Origin of the sequence: Burkholderia lata, from assembly GCF_902499335.1 — a bacterium.
In the GTDB taxonomy this organism is placed as follows: domain Bacteria; phylum Pseudomonadota; class Gammaproteobacteria; order Burkholderiales; family Burkholderiaceae; genus Burkholderia; species Burkholderia lata_B.
This window is the reverse complement of the sequence record NZ_CABVQK010000028.1, coordinates 1-24,634: the sequence shown is the minus strand read 5'-3', so window position 1 is coordinate 24,634 and position 24,634 is coordinate 1. Positions and strand designations below refer to the sequence as shown.

The 24,634-nt window shown below is 65.6% G+C and carries 13 protein-coding genes; 9 read left to right on the top strand and 4 right to left on the bottom strand.

What is annotated here, in order from left to right:
* The first annotated feature begins 1 nt into the window (after position 1).
* The 8 genes from BCO18175_RS39720 to BCO18175_RS39685 are packed head-to-tail and all read left to right on the top strand — an operon-like array spanning position 2 to position 18,792.
* Positions 2-4,513 carry a type I polyketide synthase gene (locus tag BCO18175_RS39720; protein ID WP_174989193.1) on the top strand — a complete coding sequence of 1,504 codons (4,512 nt, stop codon included), beginning with the start codon at positions 2-4 and terminating at the stop codon, positions 4,511-4,513.
* A complete protein-coding gene (locus BCO18175_RS39715; RefSeq protein ID WP_174989191.1) occupies positions 4,500-8,483 on the top strand; it encodes an SDR family oxidoreductase in 3,984 nt (1,327 codons plus the stop codon). Before BCO18175_RS39720 ends, BCO18175_RS39715 begins: the two co-directional genes overlap by 14 nt.
* A gap of 42 nt (positions 8,484-8,525) precedes the next feature.
* Positions 8,526-11,930 carry a non-ribosomal peptide synthetase gene (locus tag BCO18175_RS39710; RefSeq protein ID WP_174989189.1) on the top strand — a complete coding sequence of 1,135 codons (3,405 nt, stop codon included), beginning with the start codon at positions 8,526-8,528 and terminating at the stop codon, positions 11,928-11,930.
* Positions 11,911-14,232, top strand: a complete 2,322-nt coding sequence (locus BCO18175_RS39705; RefSeq protein ID WP_174989187.1) for a beta-ketoacyl synthase N-terminal-like domain-containing protein — start codon at positions 11,911-11,913, stop codon at positions 14,230-14,232. The genes BCO18175_RS39710 and BCO18175_RS39705 overlap by 20 nt, the downstream gene beginning before the upstream one ends.
* A 12-nt stretch (positions 14,233-14,244) precedes the next feature.
* Positions 14,245-15,837, top strand: a complete 1,593-nt coding sequence (locus BCO18175_RS39700; RefSeq protein ID WP_174989185.1) for an MBL fold metallo-hydrolase — start codon at positions 14,245-14,247, stop codon at positions 15,835-15,837.
* 4 nt (positions 15,838-15,841) lie between these two features.
* On the top strand, positions 15,842-16,687 hold the full coding sequence (locus BCO18175_RS39695) for a GNAT family N-acetyltransferase (protein WP_174989218.1): 846 nt from the start codon (positions 15,842-15,844) through the stop codon (positions 16,685-16,687).
* Positions 16,668-17,513, top strand: a complete 846-nt coding sequence (locus BCO18175_RS39690; RefSeq protein WP_174989183.1) for a thioesterase II family protein — start codon at positions 16,668-16,670, stop codon at positions 17,511-17,513. The genes BCO18175_RS39695 and BCO18175_RS39690 overlap by 20 nt, the downstream gene beginning before the upstream one ends.
* A gap of 52 nt (positions 17,514-17,565) precedes the next feature.
* A complete protein-coding gene (locus tag BCO18175_RS39685) occupies positions 17,566-18,792 on the top strand; it encodes an MFS transporter (RefSeq protein ID WP_174989181.1) in 1,227 nt (408 codons plus the stop codon).
* Positions 18,793-18,883: 91 nt separating this feature from the next.
* Here BCO18175_RS39685 and BCO18175_RS39680 read toward each other — a convergent pair whose 3' ends face one another.
* Complete coding sequence (locus BCO18175_RS39680; RefSeq protein WP_174989216.1) at positions 18,884-19,729, bottom strand: TauD/TfdA dioxygenase family protein; 846 nt, start codon at positions 19,727-19,729, stop codon at positions 18,884-18,886.
* Positions 19,730-20,391: 662 nt separating this feature from the next.
* Here BCO18175_RS39680 and BCO18175_RS39675 point away from each other — a divergent pair.
* Positions 20,392-21,096, top strand: a complete 705-nt coding sequence (locus BCO18175_RS39675) for a LuxR family transcriptional regulator (protein ID WP_174989179.1) — start codon at positions 20,392-20,394, stop codon at positions 21,094-21,096.
* 28 nt (positions 21,097-21,124) lie between these two features.
* Here BCO18175_RS39675 and BCO18175_RS39670 read toward each other — a convergent pair whose 3' ends face one another.
* From BCO18175_RS39670 to BCO18175_RS39660, 3 genes are all read right to left on the bottom strand, one after another.
* Complete coding sequence (locus BCO18175_RS39670) at positions 21,125-21,976, bottom strand: alpha/beta fold hydrolase (protein ID WP_174989177.1); 852 nt, start codon at positions 21,974-21,976, stop codon at positions 21,125-21,127.
* A 49-nt stretch (positions 21,977-22,025) separates the two neighbouring features.
* Positions 22,026-23,258 carry a cation:proton antiporter gene (locus BCO18175_RS39665; protein WP_174989214.1) on the bottom strand — a complete coding sequence of 411 codons (1,233 nt, stop codon included), beginning with the start codon at positions 23,256-23,258 and terminating at the stop codon, positions 22,026-22,028.
* A 469-nt stretch (positions 23,259-23,727) separates the two neighbouring features.
* Positions 23,728-24,634: Tn3 family transposase (locus BCO18175_RS39660; protein WP_254608250.1), on the bottom strand; the 907-nt coding region annotated here is incomplete at its 5' end.

The following is a 24,634-nucleotide window of genomic DNA, read 5'->3' as shown; positions in this document are numbered from 1 at the left end:
CATGGAACAGGTGGCACTGATTGGATCCAGATTGCGCTTGCCGGGCGCCGACACCGTCGACGCGTTCTGGCAGAACGTCCTCGCCGGGCGGGACTGCATCGCGTCTCTGTCCGACGCCGAACTGCTCGACGCGGGCGCCGATCCGGCGGCGCTGGCGCAGCCGGACTATGTCAGGCGCGCCGGCGTGCTGAATGACATCGACCGGTTCGATTACCGCTTCTTCGGCTATACGTTCCGCGAAGCCCAGGCGATCGATCCGCAGCAGCGCGTGCTGCTGACCTTGGCGCACCAGTTGCTGGAGCAGGTCGGGGCGGCACACCGCGAGATCGGCGTATATGTGTCGGTGGGGTTTCCGCACTACCTGCTGAACAACCTGATGACCCAGCCGCCCGACAGGGTGCCGTTGTCCGATGTGGTATTCGGCAACAGCGGCGACTGTGCGTCCACCCGGATCGCGTACAAGCTGGACCTGCACGGCCCGGCGATGTCGATCCAGTCGGGCTGTTCGTCGGCGCTGCAGGCGTTGCACACGGCGCGTGTCGCCATTCTGACCGGACAGTGCCGGATGGCGCTCGTCGGCGCCGCGGCGATCCGCACGCCGCAAAAGGAAGGCTACCTGTACCAGCGGGACGGCGTGCTGGCGAAGGACGGCGTATGCCGTCCGTTCGACGCCCGCGCCACGGGCACGGTGTTCACCAACGGCGCGATCGTGCTCGCGCTGAAAGCGCTGTCCGCCGCGCGCCGCGACGGGGACGACATCCTCGGCGTGATTCGCGGTTCGGCGGTCAACAACGACGGCCAGCGCAAATCGGGTTTCACCGCGCCCAGCGTCGCGGGACAAAGCGAGGCGATCCGGCGCACGTACGAGCGCAGCGGCGTTGCGCCCGCCACGATCGGCTATCTGGAAACGCATGGGACCGGCACCGCACTCGGCGACCCGATCGAGATCCAGGCGCTGAAGGATGCGTACGGCGGGTCAGGCGGCGTCCGCGCGCATTGCGCACTGGGTTCCGTGAAGGCGAACATCGGCCATACGGACGTCGCCGCGGGCCTGGTCGGCGTGCTGAAAGCGGCGCTGTGTCTCAAGCACCAGGTCAAGCCGCCGCTCGCGGGCTTCGCTCAGGCCAACCCGAATCTCGCGCTCGACGACGGGCCGTTCTATATCCCGACCGCGCCCGAACCGTGGCCCGCCGCCGCGGAGCAGCCCCGGCGCGCCGCCGTCAGCGCGCTCGGCGTCGGCGGCAGCAACGCCCACGTCATTCTCGAAGAGGCGCCGGTCCGGGACCTGACACACCGCGTCGATGCGGGCCCGCTGCTGATGTCCGCGCAGACGCCGGCGGCGCTGGCGTCGCTCGAGCAGGCGGTCGAGCGCGCGCTGTCCGGCCGCACGCTTGCGCTCGGGGATGCGCGTTACACCTCTCAGCTGTTCCAGCGGCATTACGCGGAGAAGCGCGCGCTCGTATCCGGCCGCGCGTGCGCCGACCCGACCCGGGTGGCGCCGACGGCCGACTGGCGCCATGGGCAGGTTGCGCTGCTGTTTCCCGGGCAGGGCAACCAGTTTCCCGGCATGGGCCGCGCGCTCTACGAACGCGGCGGGCATTTCCGCTCGGTATTCGACGATTGTGCCGACCGCTTCGTGCGCGCGGGTTGCACGGATCCGCGCGCGCTGCTGAACGCGGGAGAGGCCGAGATTCGCGACACCGCCGCGCTGCAGCCGTACCTGTTTGCGCTTGAATATGCGCTGGGTTCGACGCTGCTGGCGATGCGGCTGCCGGTCGCGGCGATGGTCGGGCACAGCATCGGCGAATACGTGGCTGCGACGCTTGCCGGCGTGTTCGAACTGGCGGATGCTGTGCCGATTGTCGCCACCCGCTCGCGGATCATGAGCCGCGCGCCGCGCGGCGCGATGCTGGCGGTGCTGGCCGCCGAGGAGCAGGTCAGCGCGTTTCTGCACGAGAGGCTGTCGCTGTGCGTCGTCAACAGCGACATGTCCTGTGTCGTGGGCGGCACGGAGCAGGACATCGACGCGCTGGCGCCTCGCCTCGCAGCGGCGCGGCTTCACGCAGTCAGGCTGCCGACCTCGCACGCGTTCCACTCGTACCTGATGGATGCCAGCAGCCGCGAATTCGCGGCGGCATTCGACGGCGTCGCGCTGCAAGTGCCGCGCAGCCCGATCGTCTCCAACCTCGACGGGCGCGCCGACCTGCCGGAACGGTTCGCGACCGCCGCTTACTGGGTCGATCATTTGCGGCGCACGGTGCGATTCAACGCTTGCCTGGAGACGCTGGCCTCGCTCGTGCCGTCGGGCGCATGGGTCGAGGCGGGGCCAGGCAAGTCGATCGCCAATGCGCTGGGGAGGCTGACGCTGCCCGACGTCAGGCACTTCTCGGTCGTCCTGCCGGACGACGAAACGGCGGGGCTCGACACGCTGCTTGCCCAATGCTGGGCAAACGGCATGACCGTCGAATGGGAGCCGCTCTATGGCGCGACACGCGGCAACGTCGTGCCGCTGGCCCCGCATCCGCTCGACGAGATCTCATGCTGGATCGACGCGCCGGCGAAACGCGAGGTCGTCGCGCAGGCGCCGGCCTACCGGAAGCAGGACGATCTCGATCAATGGTTCTATGCGTACGACTGGGCGCCTCTGCCGGACATCGGCGCCGTCGCGGCGCGATCCCCGTCCGTGGCGCCGGTGCTGCTGATCGGCGACGGCAGCCGGCATGCCGGCCGGCTCGCCGAGCGACTCGCGAAGCAGGCGGGCGAGTGGGTCGTGCTGGACGCTTCACGGCCCGAAGCGTTCGAGGCCGCGTTGCGGCAGCGCTTTGCGAAGACGGGCGACGCACCGGCGCGCGGCGCGGTCACGCGCGCGGTGGTGGCGGCGCCCGGTGTGCCGGCGGCGTGCGGTCATCTGTTCGCGGACATGCTCTCGATGCAGCGCACGTTCAATACGTTGCGCGCGGCGGTGCCCGGCACGCTGGACATCACGCTGGTCGCGGTCGCCGACGTCCCCGGCGACGATGCCATGCCGTCCGCCGGCGCCGCGTGGGTCGACAGCTTCGCGACGGTCGTGCAGCAGGAATTCCCCCGCGTGACCTGCCGGGCGATCCAGATCGACGCGGCGTTGCTGGACGCCGCCGACGCTCCGGAATCCGGCGACCGCGCCGCCGGTTTGCTGGCCGACGCGTGCCTGCATTCATCGGCGCGCTTCATCCGGGTCGAGCGCGACCAGCTAGTCGAGCGGAAGCTGTGCCGCAGCGGCCCGCGTCGCGGCGGCGGCCCCGAGCAGGACGCGGCGTTGTCGAAGCCGCCTCGTACCGTGCTGATCGTCGGCGGGGTGGGCAATGTCGGGATGATCTACGCCGCCTTCTTCTCGATCGTCGTCGGCGCGGATGTCGCGATCGTCAGCCGCCACGCCACCGCGTTCGCGAAGACGCTGCGCGAGCCGTCGGCCGCATCGGACCGCGCCGTCAGGCGCCGCAAGGGCCTGTTCGAACGCATGGTCGGGGCCGGCCGCCGGATCGAGTTCGTCGATGCCGATGCGACCGATCCGCAGCAGCTCGAGCGCGCCGCGCAGTCGATCGTACAGATACTCGGCCCGATCGATCTCGTTGTCCATGCAGCGGGCGCACCGGCCGACATGCACTACCGAACCTTCGCGGACACCGATGCGGCCTACCTGGACGCACTCGTCTCGCCGAAGCTCAGCGTGTGCGCGAACCTGCACGCGTTGACCCGGGCGCTGCGGATTCCACGCGTGATGATCGTCTCGTCGATCTCCGCGACGCTCGGCGGGATCGGGCTGTTCGGCTACGCCGCCTCCCATTGCCTGCTGAATGCCTATGCGCGGTCGGCGAGCCGTTCGGACTGCGAATGGAGCGTGATCGACTGGGACGCGTGGGAGTTCTTCAAGGACACGCGCGACGAATCGAACGACGACATAGGCATCGACCACTACGCGATCAGTGAGCAGGAGGGGCTGTCCGTGCTGGAACGTCTCGCGGCGCTGGACTGGCCCGCACACGTCATCGTGGCGAGCGGCGACCTCGTCGGGCGTTACCGGAATTGGGTGCTGTCCGAGCGCGACGCTACCCCCGACGTCCGGCAGGTTGTCGCGCCGCGTCCCCAATTGAAGGACGACATGGTGCCGCCGCGCACGCGCACCGAGCAGGCACTCGCGAAGCTGTGGGGCGAATGCATTGGTGTCGAGCCGGTCGGCGTCCGCGACAACTTCTTCGAACTGGGCGGCCACTCGCTGATCGCGTTGAAGCTGATCGATCAGATCAACCAGACCCTCGACTGGGATCTGTCGGCGGTCGACATGTTCAAGTTCCCGACCATCGAACGCCTGGCTGAAGCCAGGCAACCTGAGGCGACCCGCGTCGTCGACGAAGGCGGAGACGAGGATCGGGAAACGCCGACGGCGCCCGCTGCCGACAGGCGGACGGAGCGTCTGCGCCGCAACTATTACCAAAGCCGCAAGCATGGCATGGAGTCGAAAATTGAACAATCTTGACGTCGCGATCATCGGGATGAGCGGAGCATTTCCGGGCGCTTCCAATATTCACGAGTTCTGGCGGAACCTGGAAGCCGGCCGGTGCTCGCTGGAACGTTACAGCGAGCAGGAGTTGCTCGATGCCGGCGTCGATCCCGCGCATCTCGAGTCGGCGCATTACGTGCCGGTCGGCGGCCGCTTGCGCGACATCGAGCTGTTCGACAACGAATTCTTCGGGATCAGCAATCACGACGCGCGGCTGATGGACCCGCAGCAGCGGGTGTTCCTGCAACTGGCGTGGCATGCGTTCGAGGACGCCGGCTACGTGCCGGGCGCGCACGTCGGGCGGGTCGGCGTCTACGCGGGCGTGAGCCTGAACAGTTACCTGCATACGGTCGTATTCCGGTCCGATGAAGTGGATCTCGACCGGGACGGGCAAAGCATCCTGTTCGGCAATTTGAGCGATTACCTGACGACCCGGCTGTCCTACCTGCTGGATCTGAAGGGGCCGAGCGTCAATGTCCAGACCGCCTGCTCGACCTCGCTCGTCGCGATTCACGAGGCCTGTCAGGGCCTGCTGAGCTATCAGGCCGACGTGGCGCTGGCCGGCGCCTGTTCGATCAACGTGCCCAATACGCGTGGTTATCTCTACAGCCAGGACAGTTTTTTCTCTCCCGACGGGCAGGTGCGCGCGTTCGACGAACAGGCGGCCGGCACGGTGTTCAGCAACGGCGCGGGGCTGGTCGTGCTGAAGCGCCTTGACGACGCGTTGCGCGACCACGACCAGATCTATGCAGTATTGAAGGGCAGCGCCATCAACAACGACGGCTCGGACAAGGTCGGGTATGCGGCGCCCAGCGTGTCCGGCCAGAGCGCCGTGATCCGCGACGCGCTGCAGGCGAGCGACGTTGGCCCCGAGCAGATCCAGTATGTCGAGGCACACGGGACCGGGACGTCGCTGGGCGATCCGATCGAGATCGCCGCGCTGACGCATGCCTATACCGGCGAGCGGCGCGCGCAGGCGGGGACGCGCGAAGCGACGTGCGCGATCGGTTCGGTCAAGACGAATATCGGACATATCGACGTCGCGGCAGGCGTCGCCGGTGTGATCAAGACCGCGCTGTCGCTGCGCTATCGAACGCTGCCCGCGTCGCTGGGCTTCGAGAAGGCGAACCCGCGCCTCGGGCTGGAGAACAGTCCGTTTCACGTCAACGCGCGCACGCGTGCGTGGGTGTCGGACGCCAGGCGGCTGGCCGCCGTGAGCAGCTTCGGGATCGGGGGCACCAATGCGCATGCGATCCTCGAGGAGGCGCCGCCGCTCGAACCGCTACCCGCGACGAAAGACGCCTACTGCGTGACGCTGTCGGCGCGTTCCGCCGAGTCGCTGGACGCGCTCCGCGCGAAGTACGTGGCGTTCCTGCGGGACGAAGCCTGTCCGGCGTTCGCGGATCTCTGCTACACGTCCAACGTGGGGCGCAAGGCATTTCCTCACCGGCTCGCGATTGCCGCGGCCGGCGCCGGCGAAGCTGCGGAGAAGCTGGCCGCGGCGACGCTGCACGCGACCGACGGCGCACCGCGCCGGCTGCTCGTGGCGGTGCGGCCGGCCGACGCGGATGCGGCATGGCAAGCCGTTCGCCAGGGCGACGCGGGCCGGTACGCGCCGTTGCTCGACGCGGTGGCGCATCACGATGGGCCGCAACGCCTGGCGGTGTATGCGGTGCTGCTGGCGGCGCAGCTTCGGCGGCTCGGGATCGCGGCGCATCCGCGGCAACCGGTGACGTTGCCCGCGGATCTCGTCGAGCGCCTGAGCGCACACGGCGACGACGGAATCACGCGCTTGCTCGCCGAAGCGCCGGTCGACGCGGCGCCGTCGGATGTGCTGCTGACGCTGTCGGACACCGCGCGCCTGCAAGTCGCATCGAACGCGATCGAGCTCGGTACGCCCGCGCTGCAAGGGCGCTTCCTGGCCGACATCCTCGCGTTCTGCTGGGCGGCGGGCATGACGGTCGATTGGCCGGCGTACTACGCGGACGAGGCGCGGCGCAAGGTCTCGCTGCCGGCCTACGCGTTCGCCAGAAAGGTCCAGTGGCTGTCGGTCGCGACCGAGGCCGAGCGCCGTAACCGGAAGATCGACGATATCGGTCAATGGTTCTACAAGCCGACGTGGCGCGAAACAGCCGCGCTCGCGGCGCGGACGCGATGCGTCGCCGAACCGGCGGATGCTGCCTTGCTGGTGTTCGCCAACGATCGCGCGCATCGGCTCAACGCGCCGTGGGCCGCGACGACGCGAGCCATTCACGTGGTTCCGGGCGATGCATTCGCGCAGCTGGACGACACCACGTATTGCATCGATCCCGCGTCGGAGCAGGATTACCAGCGGCTGCTCGAAGCGCTCGACGAGCGCGGCTGCCTGCCGCGCCATGTCGTGCACGCGTGGCTCGCGGCCGAAGCGGAATGGGATGGCACGCCGGCGAATTTCGAGCGCTGCCAGACGCTCGGCCTGTTCAGCCTGATTTTCTTCGCGCGATCGCTGCACCGAGTGACGGTCGGGGGCGCTGCGTGCTCGGTCATCGTCGCCGCGTCGCAGATGGCCGCGCTGACGCCGCAGGACGAGGTGAACCCGGACAAGGCGACCGTGCTCGGCATCAGCCGGACCTTGCAGAAGGAATATCCGCTCGTCGACTGCCGGATCGTCGATATCCCGTCGCACGAGTTGTTCAACGCCACGGATTCGGCCGTGCAGCTCGGCCTGGAGTTCTTCGCGCCGCTCATCCCCGCGAACGAATTCGTGGTGCTGCGCCGCGGCCGGCGGTGGCAGACCACGTATCAGCGCTTTGCCGTCCCCGCCGCGTGCGAGCCCGAGGTGCGGGCGGCCGGCGTCTACGTCGTGTTCGGCGGACTCGGGGAGCTCGGGCTGAGTGTCGCCGAATACCTGGCCAGCCGTGCGCCGTGCCGGCTCCTGCTGGTCAATTCGAAGCGCTTCGTCGGCCGCGACGCGTGGCCGGCATGGATCGCCGAACACGGTCCCGACCATCCTTACTCGAAGAAGATCGAGCGGATTCGCAGGATCGAGCGGACCGGCGCGACGGTGCAGCTGGCGCAATGCGACATCGGCGACGCGCAGCAGGTGGACGCGGCGCTCGACGACGCGCGCGAACGCTACGGGGTTATCCATTCCATCATCCATGCCGCCGGGCTGGTCGAAAACGGCATGATCGAGAACAAGGACATCGGCCATTTCTCGAAGGTGTTCCGCGCGAAGGTGTATGGCACCTGCAACCTGTTGTCGTACCTGACGCGCAATCCGGTGAGCAAGGTCGTGCTCTGTTCGAGCATGAACTCGATCATCGGCGGGTTGGGCCAGATCGACAACGCGGCGGCTAACGCGTTCGTCGACGCGGTGGCCCAGACCACGCTGGCGGCGTCGCTGGGCGACATCTGCTCGACCAACTGGGGCGCGGTCAACGCGGAACGGCTCGGCCGCCCCAATGTGCTGCCGCAATTCGCGGACCTGAGCCGCGAGCACATGCGCAACCACATGACCGAACGCGAGATCGCGGCGGTGTACGACCGCATCCTGCACTGGAATTTCGGCCCCCGGCTGGTGATTTCCACGATCGATTTCGACTCGGTGCTCGAGCGCTGGGGGGAAGTCAGCAAGGTCACGGAACTCGCGCGGCTGCGCGACGTGGCGTCCGCGCCGCTGGCCGCCGCGCCGGACGACGACTATCCGTACCGGTCAGACGCACATCGATTCGTCGAGACGAGTTGGGCGCGCATCCTGGGCGTCGCGCACGTCGAATGGGAGGAGGGGCTGCTCGAACTGGGCGCGCACTCGCTCAGCGCGGTCCAGTTCGTGTCGATGGTCAAGGACCGCTACGACGTCAGCCTGCACGCCATGATCATCTACGAAATCAGGACCCTGGGCCTGCTGGTCGAGCATATCGAAACGAAGCTGCTCGAAAAGGCGGCCCAGCTCGAGGTCGACTAAGGGTGCGATGAACAAGACATTCAATTCCGATGGAGCCGCATAATGACTCACTCAGCTTTCGCCCAATTCCAGCAAGTCTGCCGCAACCACCCTCAAGCGATCGCGCTGGAGTGCGGGCAGGACCGCCTTTCCTACGCGACGTTGCATGACATGACGACGTCGATCGGCGCGCGCATCGCCGCCGCGGGCGTGACGCCCGGCGCGCTGCTCGGCATTTTCCTGCCGCGCGACGTCCGGCTGCCCGCGACGATCCTGGCATCGCTTGGCGCGGGCACCGTCTACGTACCGCTGACCGAGAAATATCCGCCTGAACGGCTGCGCGACATCATCGTCGCGCACGACATCCGGCAGGTCGTCACGACCGCGGAGCTGGCCGCGCAACTGCCGCCTTCGTGCGGCAAGATCATCCTGCCCGCCGGCGACACGGCGCCGGCCGACTGGCAGCCCGCCGGCGAGCGCCCGGCCGATGCGCCCGTGTACGTCGTGTTTACGTCGGGGTCCACCGGTACCCCGAAAGGGGTGCTGATCGGCGAGCACAACCTTGCGAACCTGATCGACTGGTACAGGTCATCGTTTACCGACACGCAGCGGCGTTCGGTGCTGGCGTCCACGCAGATCACGTTCGACCTGTCGGTGTTCGAGCTGATCTGCACGCTGTGCACGGGCAGCAAGGTGGTGCTGGTCGACACGATCCTGCAGTTGCTGGACGAAGGGGCGAGCTTCGACGTCAGCATGATCAACACGGTGCCGTCGGCGGCCCGCGAACTGGTGCGTCATCGCCGGTTCCCGCCGGGGACGGAAGTGGTGAACCTAGCCGGCGAGGCGCTTTACCAGGATCTCGTCGACGATATCTACGCCGTGGCGCCGCAGGTTGCCCGGGTGTTCAATCTCTACGGCCCGTCCGAAGACACGACGTACTCGACGGGTTACGCGGTGCCGTGCCACGACGCGAGCCGTACGGTCAGCATCGGCCGTTCGCTGCCGGGCAAGCACGCGTACATCCTGTCCGCTGACCTGACGCCGGTCGAGCCGGGCGAGGTCGGCGAGATCGTGCTCGGTGGCGCAGGGGTGGCGCTGGGCTATTTGAATGACGCCGACCTGACGGCCGAGAAATTTCCGACGATCCATCACGGCCCGCTGAAGGGGCGGCGCGTCTATCGAACCGGCGATCTCGGCAGCTACGACGGCGACGGGCTGCTGCGCTATCTGGGGCGCGCCGACCGGCAGGTGAAGGTGCGCGGCGTGCGGATCGAACCTGGCGAAGTCGAGGTCGCGCTGCGCAGCATCGACGGCGTGGCGGACGCGGCCGTGGTGAAGGTGCTCGATCTGGCGCGGAACGATCAACTGGTGGCGCTGATCGTCGCGCAACCGCATTGCCCGCCGCTCGACGCCGTTCTGGATCAGTTGCAGATGCAGATTCCGGCGTTCATGGTGCCGTCGCGGATCGAGTTGATCGACGCGATTCCTCTGAACACCAACGGCAAGACCGATCGCACCCGGCTCGAACAGTACGCCGGCGCGCTGTTCGGCGCGGCACCGGCCGACGACGGCATCGAGGACAAGGTTCTGGGTATCGTTTCGAAACTGATGTCGCGGCAGGACATCTCCGCAGATGCCGATTTCTTCCGGATCGGCGGCAACTCGCTGCTCAGCGCCCAGCTGACCTTCGTGCTGCAGAAGGAATTCGCGGTGCCGCTCAACATCGCGGACGTGTTCCAGCACCGGACCATCCAGGCGCTGGCGGCCATCATTCGGGAACGTACCCGGAAAGCGCCTGAAACCGCGCCGCCTGCACGCGGCCTGCAACCGGAGCCGGATGCCGGCGGCGCAGCCGCTGCCGAGGCAGGCTTCGCGACGGCCGCGCAGCGCGGCATCTGGCTGCTCGAGAACAGCCCGGGCGGCCGGGCGGTGTCCAACGCGCCGCTGGTGTTCGAGTACGCGGGCGTCCTGGACCGCGTGTTGCTCGAACGCTGCCTGCAGCAGTTGATGGATCGTCACGCGATCCTGCGCAGCAACTATCTGTGGGAAAGCGGCAACCTGAGGATCCGGGTCGGGGGCCGCGTGCCGTTCGAGTTGCGCACGCTCGAGCTGACCTCGATGCAGCCGGACGAACGGCAGGCGAAGGCGGATGAGTGGATTGCGCAGGAGGTCATGCGCCCGTTCGACCTGCGGCGCGATCCGATGCTGCGCGCGACCGACATTCGCTTCAACGCGGCGGCGGGCCGGCTGGTTTTCGTGTTTCACCACATCGCGGTCGATGACCGCGCGCTCAACCTGCTGTTCACGGAGCTGCAACGCCTGTACGACGCAGGCGGCGATCCGGCGGCGATCGGCGCCGCGCCGGCCCGGCAATTCGCGGACTACGCAGCCGCGTCCCGCCAGGCCGGCGAAACGCTCAGCGCCAACCTCGAGTACTGGACGCGCAAGCTCGCGGACTATCGTGGCGCGACCCCGTATCTGGTCGATCCGGCGGTGCGGCCGGCGTCACGGTTCGCCGGACGGCTCCATTTTCATGCCGTGCCGCAGTCGATCAGCCGGACGCTCGATGCGGCGGCCGCGCAGCGCGCGCTCACGCCATTCGCGCTGTTCACGGCCGCAGTGGCCTGCCTGGTGCAGAAGGCGTCGGGTAGCGACGATGTCTGCATCGGGACGTTCTTTTCCAATCGAGATCATTTCACGGAACACGAGTTGGTCGGTTTCTTCGTCAACACCTTGCCGCTGCGTGTGCTGATCGACTCGGCGTGGAACGGCGACCAGCTCGCGCAGGCCGTGTCGGCGACGCTCGCGGACGCGCATTCGCACCGCAACGTGACGACCGAGGACGTGTTCGACGCGTTGCAGATCAACAATACGCTGCGCCGCACCGCGTTTCGCGTGATGGTCAACCTGGAGCCGGAGCAGGCCGAGGTGCTGACGATGGGGGCGCTGACCGCCCGCCGCATGCTGCTCGATCGGCATGTCGCGAAATACGACCTGCTGTTCTCGCTGCGCAAGGAGGAGGGCGACTACCGCGTGCTGGTCGAATACAACACCGACCTCTACGACGGCGATGTCGTTCTCGGGATCTGCACGAACCTCGACAAGGTGCTCGCGGCATTGACGTCCCCCGCGGCTGTCCGTCTTGATTCGATCGCGCTGTCGAACCCGCTCGAGCCCGCCGGCGAGGCGGCGTCGGTCGACGTCGCCGACATCGATTTTCGCGCGGTGGTACGGGCGATCTGGGCCGACGAGGTCGGGAGCCAGGCGTTCGGCGACGATGACAACTTCTTCGACGTCGGCGGCAGTTCGCTGAAGATCATGACGGTCTACGAGAAGCTGTCGAATCTGCTCAAGGATCACGGCGTGGAGAAGGAGATCGACATTGTCGATCTGTTCGAACACGTGACGGTCGCGATGCTCTCCGATTACCTCCACGGACTGATCGAACATGACGCACTTGCACAGTGACATGGATGCGTGCGCAGCCGGCGTGCCGGACGCACGTCCGGTCGATATCGCGATCATCGGGGTGAGCGCGCGCGTGCCCGGCGCCCGCGACGTCGATGCGCTGTGGTCCCTGCTGATGTCAGGCGAGGACGGCCTGTCGACGTTCGCGCCGCACGAGGTGGCGGCGGAGCTGGCGCAGTTGACCGAGGCGGACCGGGCGCGCTACGTCGCCCGCCGCGGCGTGCTGCCGGGCATCGAGGAGTTCGATGCGGGGTTCTTCAACCTGTCGGCCGCGGAAGCGACCCTGTTGGATCCGCAGCACCGGGTGCTGATGGAGATCGTGTGGGAGGCACTGGAGGATGCCGGCGCCGCGGATTGCGCCGGGCGCAACGTCGGGGTGTTCGCCACCTCGGGCCTGAGCCAATACCTGATCAAGCATCTCCTGTCCGATCCGGCGATCAGCGAGCGGCACGGCCAATTGCAGCTGCTGATGCTGAACGACAAGGATTTCCTCGCCACCCGGATCGCCTATTTCCTCAACGTGCACGGGCCTGCCGTCAACGTGCAGACCGGCTGTTCCAGCTCGCTGGTCGCGTTGCACTACGCGTGCCTGTCGCTGCTGCACGGCGATTGCGAGATGGCGGTCGTCGGCGGCGTGTCGATCGCGCTGCCGCAGCAGTCGGGCTATGTCTTCGCGGAGAACATGATCGGCTCGCGGGACGGCTTCTGCCGCGCGTTCGACCGCGACGCATCGGGAACGGTGCGTGGCAACGGGGCGTGTGCGGTGGTCCTGAAGCCGCTCGCGCAGGCCCTCGCGGACCGGGACCCGATCTGGGCCGTGATCAAGGGCACCGCGCTCAACAACGACGGCCGCGACAAGGTGGGTTTCACTGCGCCGAGCCCGAAGTGGCAGGCCGACGTGATCGTCGCCGCATATCGCCGCAGTGGAACAGCGTTCGACGACATCGATCTGGTCGAGGCGCACGGAACCGGCACGCCGCTCGGCGACCCGATCGAGGCGCGCGCGCTCAATCAGGTCTTCGCGCAGGCGGGCGCGAAGCGCACCCGCCATCTCGGCGCGCTGAAAACGCAGCTCGGCCACCTGGATACCGCCGCCGGCCTCGCCGGCCTGATCAAGCTGTGTCTCGCGCTCAGGCACGGCGTGATCCCGCCGACCGCGCACTTCCGCGAGCTGAGTCCGCGCATTTCGTTCGACGACGCGCCATTCGCGATCAATACGGAGCCGGTCGCGTGGCCGCGCGGCGCGCGCCCGCGATGCGCGGCGCTCAGCTCGTTCGGTATTGGCGGCACCAATGCGCATGTGGTCGTCGCCGAAGGACCGGCGGCGGGTGCCGCTGTCGTCAGGCCCGGCCCGCATGTCATCGTCGCGTCGGCGAAAAGCGCGACGTCGTTGTCGATGCTGCGGCAAGCGTATATCGAAGCGCTCGAGGCCCTCGACGACGAGGCAGCGCTCGCGGACTTCGCCTGTTCGACGCGCGTCGGCCGGAAGGCGTTCGAGCACCGGCTGGCCGTGTGCGCCGCCAGTCGGGATGAGGCGCTCGCCGAACTCCGCGCGGCGCATGGCCAGTTCAGCCCGAAGCCGGTGGGCGGCGTGGCGATCGAAGCCGGTGACGCGCCGGCGTTGGCGACGCTGCTGGGCGTCGAGCCGCAGCTCGGGATCGACGGCGTCAGGGCGCGGCTCGCGGAGTGGGGCATCGCGCTCGACGCCGGTGCAGCGGTCCGGCTGTCAGCCGCGGGCAGCCGACTGTGCATCGCGCTGCCGGGATCGCCGCGCGTGGCGGTTAGCGCCGGCGCCGGCCAGCTTCAGGCGGCGCTGTGGCGCGCCGGCGTCGCGGTCGACTTCGGTCGCGCGACCGGTGCCGGCTCGAGCAGGCGGACGCGGATTCCCACCTACCGCTTCGACCGCCAACGATACTGGGTCGAACCTGCTCGCGCCCCGCGCGACACCGGACCAACCGGCCGCGTCGCGGCTGCCGGTGCGACGGCAATGCGACCGGCCAGTCTGGCCGCGCTCGAAGCAACGCTGCTGGCCCAATGGCGCACCTTGCTGGGTGCGCCGGCATTGCGCGGCACCGACAACGTTTTCGAGCACGGCGCGGATTCGCTGACGGTCGGCCAGTTCGTGTCGCAGTTGATCTCGGAACACGCGCTGCCGATGCACGTGGTGGACTGCTACAGCCAACCCAGCGTCAGCGGGCAGGCACGCCTGATCGGCGAGCGCATTGGGCTGGACGCGGGCCCGACGAAGCTGGCGGCGGCGGGCCCGCGTGAGATCGAAGTCGAGAAATTTGAAAATCTTTGAAGCGAGACAGCCGTGAAGAGCACTCTTTTCCTCAAGAAGAACGTCAAGATCGAGCCGCTGGTGAACCGCTGGCATGCGAATCCGTGGCTGGTCTATCCGCCCACGGCCGCCTATCTGATGCGGCATCACCTGAATATCATGACGTCCTTCGTCAAGCACGCGGCATTGCACGAGAAGGCGTCCGCGAACCCGAAGATGCGCGGCGGCCCGTTTGCGCAGGGTCTCGGCGTTGCCGACGTGCCGGCGATGGAAGCGCTGATCGACGCGACGCGTCGCGCCGGCGCCCACCTCTTCGAGCTGGCCGACGATCTGGATGCGCTGCTGGCACTGCTCGGCACGGCGGACGGACACAGTCTCGTGCCGTTCTACGAGCAGGTTCCACCGCGTTTGCGCGGCCTCGTCGAACTCGCCTACCAGGCAGGCAACATCGCCTATCCGCGCCTGCTGGAAGGGCTGTTCTACGACCAGTACGACACCCGGGAGCTGCAGTCCTTCGCGCTCGCCCCGCTGTGGGACGACAGCCGGCCGTTCTGTCTCAGCACGCCTCGGCTCGACACCAGCGGCGACGTGCTGCTGGACATCCCGTTCTCGGCCCCCCTGGCGATCGCGCTGACTGCATCGCGCTGGAAGGGGCTCGACCAGGCGCAGTTCGCGGCGATCCTGGACCGGCGCTCGAAGGGTGTCCGCGCAGAAGCGGTGGCCGCGTTGTTCTCGGAGACCGCGCCCGAGCGGCGCCCGAGCGCCGGGCACGAGGCCCGGGTTCGCTACTTCGGCCACGCGTGCGTGCTGGTCCAGACCGGCGCCGAGAACCTCCTGTTCGATCCGCTGATCAGCTATCCGTTTCCGGGCCAGTCGCCCCGGTTTACGTATGACGACCTGCCCGACGTGATCGACTATGTCGTGATCACGCATGCGCATCACGATCATTTCGTGCTGGAGACGTTGCTGCAGATTCGCGACCGCGTGAAGAAGATCGTGGTGCCGCAGAATACGCCCGGCGAACTGATGGATCCTTCGCTGAAGCAGAGCGCGCATGCGCTGGGCTTCGAGAACGTCATCACGATGAGCGAATTCGACACGTTACGGCTGGGCGGCGGGACGCTTCACGCGTTGCCGTTTTTCGGCGAACATGGCGACCTGAATATTCGCAGCAAGCTCGGTTTCATGGTCGAAACGGGTGAGCGACGGGTGCTGATGGTCGCCGACAGCAACAATCTCGACGACAGGCTCTACGAGCAGGTCCGGCGCCGCTACGGAAAGATCGACACGCTCTTCATCGGCATGGAATGCGAGGGCGCGCCTGTCTCGTGGCTGTACGGCCCGATGCTGAAGACGAAGCTGACGCGTTCGATGGACGACAGCCGGCGGCTCAACGGCTCCGACTCCCGCGCCGGCTTCCGGCTGGCGCAGATCATTGGCGCGGAGCGCGTGTTCATCTACGCGATGGCCCAGGAGCCGTGGTTGACCTTCATCAGCAGTCTCGAATATGACGAAAGTTCCTTTGCGATGCAGGAGGCGCGGAAGATGATCGCCGCCTGCCGGCAGGCCGGCGTCGACGCCAGCCTGCTCAATGGTTGTATCGATATCCCGTTGCAAGCAGGTTGACCGAATGAATCGAATCCGACAGAACCTTGCCACGCAGATCGCCACGCTGCTGGACGGCATTATCAAGAAGAACGCCTATTTTCCGCGCCGCATCGGCGGCACGATGCAGGCGCACGAGCATCCCGACCATGCTGTCGTTGACAGCGGACTCGCGACCGATACCTTCAATCTGGTGATCAGCAAGGCCGCCGGTCAGCCTCAGGCGGCGGCGACCGCGAGCATCGCGCAGCGCTTCAACGATGCGGGCCTGCCGGCTGCCTGGTGGACCTGTCGCGAGCTTGCCGACCCCGCGTTTCCACAGGTGCTCCGCGAGCATGGCTTCCTGGAAGACGAAACGAGCGTCGGGATGCTCGCCGGGCTGGACCGGCTGCCGCCCGTCGACTATCCGGCGGGGTTCGGCGTGCGCCAGATCAGCGCCCCGGGAGACGTCGCGCGATTCGGCGCCCTGATCGGCGCGCTGTTCGATCCGCCCGACGCGTACGTCGACGCGTTCTACCGGAACGTCGCGGCGCTGGCGATCGACGCGGCGGAACCGCTGAAGCTGTTCGTCGGCGAGATCGACGGCGAGGCAGTGAGCACGGCCGCGATGTATCTCGACGGGGACACCGCGCATATTTTCGATATCAGCACGTCGGCCGCCGTCCGCAAGCGCGGCTTCGCGTCCGCCACCACGCATTTCGTGCTGATGCACGCCAGGGAGCGACTCGGCGCAAAGCGGGCCGCGTTGCAGGCGTCCCCGGACGGGCTTAATGTGTATCTGCGCCTGGGCTTCGAGCCGGTGTGCGAATTCCTGGTGTATTCGAACCGGGCCGTGATCCAGGAGAGAAGCCATGACCAGCATCGCGCCTAGACTCGACCGGTTCTCGCACGCGAACGGTGATGTGCCGGCACTGTCTCGGAAGATGTCGCCGCCGACCGCGCCGGACATCGGAGGTACGATCAGGAACCTGGTCCGCCCGTCCGCGCACGGCGCCCATGTCCTGTGCATTCCGTGGGCCGGCGCGAGCATCGAGCGCTTTTTCGGCTGGAAGCAACATCTGCCGGACGGCGTCGGTTTGTCTGGGGTTCAATTGCCGGGGCGCGGCGCGCGTGCGCATGAAGCGCTGCCGACCGACCTGCCGGCGCTGCTCGACGAGATCGCTGCCGACTACCTGAAGTTGCCCGATCCTCCGCGCATTCTGCTCGGCCACAGTTTCGGCGCGCTGATTGCCTACGAACTGGCGATGCGCGTCAACGACGCAGCCTGCGCCGCGCCGATCGCGCGTATCGTGGCCTCGGGGTTATCCGCCCCGAGGGTGATCGCCGACGAACGGCGGATCGCGCATCTGGACGACGACGCGTTCGGCGCGGAAGTGCTCGCGCTGAATGGCATGCCGCGGGACCTGACCAGCAACCCCGAGTTGCTGCGCTATTTCATGGATATCCTGCGCTGCGACTTCAGGCTGTTCGAGTCCTATCGCTTCAATCCCGACCGGCCGCTGCTGCGCTGCCCGATTCTCGTCTGCAATGGGCGCGCCGATCCCGGCATATCGGAGCAGGGCGTGCGCGCCTGGGCGTCGTTGACCACCGGCGAGTGCAGGTTCCATGACTTCGACGGCGACCATTTCTTCATCACGTCGAACGCGGGCGCGATGCTGCGCCTGACTCTGGAGGGCGACACGGCTTCAGCCTGCTGATTCGACGCGCGGCCACGCCGCGATCCGCATTGCCGAATCCCGCGAAAAATTCATGAGCACGAACCTGAAGCACAATCAAGCGCTGGTATTGATCCTGATCCCGATTGCGGCACTCGGCCAGCTGTCGATGGACATGTACTTGCCCGCGCTGAAGAGCCTCCAGGCAGGGATGCGCGCCACCGCCAGCGAGATCCAGCTGACGCTCAGCGCGTTCGTCGTCTGTCTTGGCATGTCGCAGTTTGCGGTCGGCGAGCTTGCGCGCCGTGTCGGGCGAGGGCGGGCGATCCTGATCGCGCTGATTGCTTTCGTCGTCGCGACGGCCGGTTGCGCACTGACGTCGGAGATCCGCGTGTTCATTGTGTGCCGCGCCATCCAGGGCATCGCCACGGCGGTTTGCGTGGCCTTGTCGTATGCGGCAATCACCGACAACGCGCAGGACAGTCAACAAAGCATGCGTGGCGTGACGGCACTGACGGTCTGCTCGATGATCTCGCCGCTGATCGCGCCGGTGGTCGGGTCGCAGGTCCTGCAGTTCTCCGGTTCGTGGCGAAGCGTGTTCCTGCTGCTGCTCGGCCTGTCGCTGGCCACGCTCCTGCTGTTCTGCGTGCAGCCGACGGGCCGTTTCGATGCGCGCGCGCCAGCCGAGCCGACGCCGGGCAGGACGGCCTATCTCGCGATCATCGGTTCCTCTCGATTCTGGCGATACGCGGTGCTGTGTTCGATCGGAACGACGATCAATTTCTGCTTCGTCTCGTTCCTGCCCGGGATCCTGCTGGTCCAGCACGCGGTCACGCAGAACGCATTTTCGGCGGCGCTTGTCTCGTGCGCGCTGGCCGAAATCGTCGGCGCGCTGCTGGCGCCCCGGCTCAGCAAACGGATCGGTCTGCCCGGCTTGACGGGGCTGGCCTGCGTTTGCTGCGCGATCGGCGGTGCGGGCGTCATGTATTTCTCGACGGTACCCGATGCCGTGGCACGGGTGGTCGCCGCGTTTGCGCTGGTGGAGCTGGGAACCGGCATGCTGATCGCGCCGTGCTTCTCCGCCGCGCTGTACCAGTTCCGGTCGACGTCGAACGAGGCGTCGTCGATCTGCGGGTTCCAGCAATTCGTGATCGCCGCCGGCATGGCGACGCTCGCGACAGCGATGCAGTGGCAGTCGGGGTATGCACTGGGCAGCCTGATCATGGCGGCTGCGCTGGTCGGCGCGGCAATCTGCTGCATGCTGCCCGGGGAGGCCGGCGCCGGCCTGGAGGGGACGCAGTCGCCCGCGGGGTCCGAGTAAGGAACCTGCCTGCTGTTTCGCCGTGCGGCGGAAGCGGGGCGATGCGGCAGCAGCCGGGATCGACATCGTCGAATCCCGGCTGCTGGGGGGTTTATAGATAGAACGGCTTCGCGCCGGTCACCATCACGCGCCGCATGATCCGGTTGCCGACGGGCGGCGTCGGGGAGTTCGTGTGGATCAACGACGCGTTGTCCCAGATCACGAGATCCGCCGCCGCGTAACGATGCCGGTAGATGAACGCCTCGTTCGTACAGTGCGTGAAGATGCGGTCCAGAATGTCGTCGCTTTCCTCCGGCGAATAACCTTCGATTCGATCCGTATGTGCCCAGTTGACGAAAATCGAGCGCTTGCGCGTTTCCGGATGGGCGCGCACCGCGGGATGCGAGACCGTCGGCTTGAAATCCTCCTCGGCGATGTTGAGGTCGAAGCCCTTCTTCCTGCACCGCTTCACCAGGCTGCCGTCGAGGCTGAAGATCGCATTCCTGCCTTCGATCGCCGTTTTCAGATCGTCGGGCAGGGTTTCATAGGCATCGAACATGTTGGCGAACCAGGTGTCGCCATGCGCTTCCGGGACTGACTCGGCATAGAAGAACGTCATTTTCGCCGGATGCTCGAGATAGCACAGATCCGAATGCCACAGCTCGAACGGCGGCGTCGGATAGCCCACCGGCTTGCCGTCGACCGTCACGTTCGACACCACGGTGATTTCCGGAAACGCGGAGGTATTGGTCGTCATCGGATGCGGCTCGAGCGCACCGAAGTTCCGGCATGCGGCGATCTGCTGCTCGCACGACAGACGCTGTCCGGGAAAGACCAGCAGTTGATGTTCCGCCAGAAGCCCGACGATGTCGTCACGGGCCTGGGGCGACTGGGGATGCGAGAAATCAATCCCGATGATTTCCGCGCCGAGGGCGGACGACAGTTTGCGCAGTTTCATTTGGAGTCCTTTGATGATACTGGATGAGCGTGGTGTGTAGGCTTGAAAAATGATGACGGATGGCACGTCGTGCACGCTTGATCGAGGGCGTCAAGAAGGAGGTTCAAGCCGATTAAAATTATCGTCCGCTCCGGTGTATGTCTAGCTATGAACTATCACAGGCCGCATGTCGTTGCGCGTGCATCTAAGGTAAGCCAGATCGGGCGACGCCGGTGGACGTTGCTTCGGATCGATCGACCCTGGCGCGAAGAACAGAAGGATTCCATAGCGAATTAGACGGCGGCCCGCTCGTCCAGACCATCCACAACGTGTTGTCGTGGCTAATTTTATACATTCGCGTAAACAAAAACAGGCATTACGCATAAATATGTTGAAGATGAGTGATCCGGGTGCCTAAATAATTACATTCCTGACAAATTTAACGGTTATACTTAAAACTTGCGAATCGTTAAATTCTGGGTGAAGAAAAAATCTAATTCTCGTTGAATAGGAGGGGACGTGAATCATCGAACCCAGTTGGATGGGTTGCTTTCAAGGGTGATTTCAAGCGCGACCGCAATAATCGGGCGAGTGGCTATTGATGCTTACCCAGGAGCGTGGGAAATCAGCTTCTCTATTGAAGATAGAAGCGGTTCGCCGGGAGAGCTTGCGAGGATGCAGACATGCACGCTTTGATTAAATTTTGGCTGAATGAATTTTCCGCTAGTGAAAATCCGGATCACATCAATTCTGTCTTGACGCATGCGGCTTCGACATTGGGCCTCGAGTATGCGACATACGCGATGAGGCGGCCCTTTCCGATCTGCAACCGCCAGATCGTCATGGTGTCGAACTGCCCGGTTCGATGGCGGGAACGCTATATAGACGCGCAATTCATCAATATCGACCCGGTTTTCAAGGCGGCGATCTGCAGCGACGAACCGGTGGTGTGGTCCGCCCAGCACGGTGCGTCGAGGAGTCGGTTCTGGGACGAAGCGCTGTCGTTCGGCATCGCTCACGGATGGTCGTCGGTATCAAGGGGGGCAGACGGCACGCTCGGCATTCTTACCTTGTCCAGAAGCAGCGATCCGATCGAGCCTGCCGAGAAGATCCTCAATCAGAGCACCGTACACTGGCTGGCTCATGCCGCGCACCTTGCGATGGCGCCTTTTCTTCCGGCCGGCGACGAATTCGATCCGACGCTTACGCAGCGAGAGACCGATGTCCTGAAGTGGACTGCCGACGGAAAGACAGCCTACGAGATCTCGCTCATTCTCAGCATTTCGGAAAGCACCGTTAATTTCCACGTCAAGAATATCGTGTCCAAGCTGGGCACGGCCAACAAGGTCCATGCGGTCGCCAAAGCCGCGCTGATGGGCATGCTCTGACGAAGCGGCGCGCATGAAGTCGAAGCAGTCACATCGACGCGTCGACCTCATGTGCGACGAGAAAGTCGACGATATGCTTCACGACATCGGCATTGCCGCGGCACAGCGCGTAGTGATCGCCCGAAATGGCCACGCTGCCGGCGCTATGGCGCAAGCATTCGCCGATCGCAAGCGACCCCGCCGGATCGACATGCCTGTCCTCCGTCGCAACGATCGACAAGGCGTGGTGCTCGATTTTCTTCGCGACCTCGACCAGGTCGACGTCACGATACGCAAGGTAATTGATGCCGTACCTGTGCAGATGCGGGCCGGATGAAAACGGCTCGGATAGGAACGCCTGGAACTCGTTCTGGTTCCTCAACTGTGCCGCCGAGATTTTCTCCTGGACCGAACCGGCGAGTTTGGGACTGCGCGCCGCCAGCGACAACAGGATGTCCATTTGCCGCTGAACGTCGGTCGGCGCGGATACCGCCGCCGGCAACAGATATTCGCCGCTGACCAGCACCATGCGCGCGATGGTCTCGGGATGGCGAAGCCCCGCCAACATCGCGACACCCGCGCCCGAACAATAGGCGATCACGTCGACGGGCCCCGATCTGCCGCCCGGTCGCGCGCCGCGGATCACGCTGGCCAGATCGCTCGCATGCGTGTGCGCGGCAAATCCATCCGTGTGCGCATCCCGCTCGATGTCCAGCACGAAGCGCGACTCCCACGTCACGACGTTGAAATGCGGCCGGAGCGCGGCGTAGCATCGCTCCAGCATCGCCTGCCTTGCGCCAAACGGCAGTACGACCACGACATCCGGCGCGCCGGGATGGTCGACGGAAATGAACGCATTCAGTTCTCGCCCGTCGTGGGCAACGATTGATCTTCGATGCATGTCGGGAAACGGGTGAGGTTGCGGACCGATGGAACCGGGTGTAAGCGCGTCAGGCCGGGCGCAACGCGCCGCGCCGCCACAATCTGATGAAGGGCGACGTCATGGCGGTCGTGCCCAGCGCAACCAGCAGCAGAACCGCATACGAGCTCCGCGACAACGCGTGGATCTGCAGGCCGGCGGCCAGAACCACCAGTTCCACGAGCCCGCGCGTGTTCATCAGCGAGCCGACCAGCGCGGCGTCTCGCCGGGTCAGGCCGCACACTCTTGCGCCGAGGTAAGCGCCACCGAACTTGCCGACGAACGCAACGCAGAGGAACGGCAGGAACCACAGCCACAGCGACGATCCGTCAAAATTCTCGAAGGTCACGGACAGCCCGGAATAGACGAAGAACACCGGCAACAGCACCGTGTTTACAAAGCCTTCCATCTTCAATTCCCACTGCTCTTGAAGGCCCGGCACATCGCGCAGCATCACCGCGGCCAGCAGCGCGCCGAACGCCGAATGGGTGCCGATCTCCGTGGTGGCCCATGCCGACAGCAACACATACGGAACGACCACACTCAGCAACTTCGCCGACGACGCATTCTTCACGGCATCGGCTGCCAACGGCAACACAATGAAGCGGACGACGATCTTCGAGATCAGCATGAACACGGCAATGCCGGCGACGACCTTCCATATCCCGGACGCATCCGGTCCCGCCATCGCCACCGTGGAGACGAACGCCAGCATTACCCAGCCGACCAGATCGGTCAGCATCGCGGCGGACAGCGCGAGCATCGAGGGCGGCACGTCGACGAGATCCATGTCCACGACGATCCTGGCCATCACCGGCAGTGCGGAAACCGACAGGGCGACGCCGCAGAACAGCACATAGGGCAACTCGGCGATGTGCGGCGCGAGTGCGTCGTGCGACAGATAGCCGATCGACATCCCGCCGACTAGGGGCAGCAGCATGCCGGCCAGCGCGACCACGGCGGAGGCCGGCACCTTATTCAGCGATCCGGGGTTCGACATCTCGCCGAGGTTCATGTGCAGACCGATCTGGAACATCAGCGCGATCACGCCGAGCTCGCCGAGATGGGACAGGCCGACGGACGCGGCCGGCCCGAAGATGGCCTGATAGAAAGGCATATCGAGCGCTCCCAGTACGGCGGGCCCGAGTACGATGCCCGCGGCCAGTTCGCCGACGACCTTCGCCTGCCCCATCCGTTGCGCCAGCCAGCCGAAGCAACTGCAAGCGGTGAGAATCAAGGCCAACTGCATTAACCACATAACCATCCAAAGCCTCCTCGGCTCGATCGAAATGAAGGCGGGTAATCCATCCCGGGAATGCGTTCGCTCCTGCACGGCGGCGCGAAGCATCGCCAGTACAAAGCAATCCCCGACGTCCGGCAACTGCGAACTCTGATAGTCGAGCGATGTCATGTGGCCGGGCATCCGAACGACGCCGACGTCTTCAAGGTGCATTCGCCATACCGGCGCGAGCCCATCAACCGGGCTCGGGGCCGTCTGCCGGATCGCCGGCGGAAGGTGTCACCGCTCGCCCCAAGCAGGGGTGCCTTTGATTTTCGCGCGTTTTTCCGGTCAGCGGCCGTTAGGCCCAATAAGGCGTTGCCTTGCGGCCCCAAATAAATACCTATATAAATCAAAGCGATACTGTCTACCCTTCGCTTGAAGGTCGTTGGTCTTTGTCGGCAGGTTGTGTCGGCCCGAAATTCCACCACCGCCAGCTCGACAGGCCTTCTTGTTAGGCTCGCTGACTGGTTGATGCGATGGCGTTGTCGGCCGCGGTACTCGGCAGGATCCGCTTCGCATAGAGCGCCACTGGGAAATTGAAGGTGCCGCGCAAATTGATACCTTCCATATGAGTGGGAGCGATTCGCCGCAGCTGGTCCGCTTCGATCGGTTGATCTCGATCAGCTTCGATATTCTCGAGGGCTCGTTGCATGTGGGTGGTGTTCCACGCCATCAAGATGTTCGAGAGCAGGGTCAACGCTGACGACACGGCGGCGAGCGATTCTTGGCGCCGCGCAAGCTCCACGGGAATACGACCGATATGGATTGCGCGCTGAACGGTATGCACCGCCTCCCCTCGATTTAGCGCGTGTTGCAACTCTGACCGGAATGCAGTGTTGGTGAAGTAGTCGATCAAAAAGATGCTTCTGAACAAGCGGCCGATCTGAACGCCGCCATCGTACACAGCCTGCCCTCGGGCAGCCGAGCCGAATCTGGCAATCGCCTCGACGGCTGTACATTGGCCTGAGCGGATAGAGGCCGCGACCCTTACGAACTCGTCCCACACGTCAACTATGAGCCCAAGCCGAACGTCTCGATCCGTGATTCCTACAAGCCACGCCGGTATCGTCTGACAGCGAGGCACGTGGAGGCGGCGGTCGCGAAGGTGTGACAGTCGAGGGCGCAAATCGAAGCCAAGCGCCCGGGAAATGCCCATTGCGAAGTCGGTATATCCATGGGTGTCGACTGCAAGTTGTGCAATGTCCTTCGTCGCGCTTTGCCGGACGACGCCCTCAATTGCTGCGCCTGCCTGCCGCTCGTTCAGGATGATAGGCTGGTCGTAGAAAGAGGTGGCCTCGCAAAATCGGACAGCCAGATAAGTGGAACGGCCGGGGCCTGAGCCAGCGATAATGCCGGCA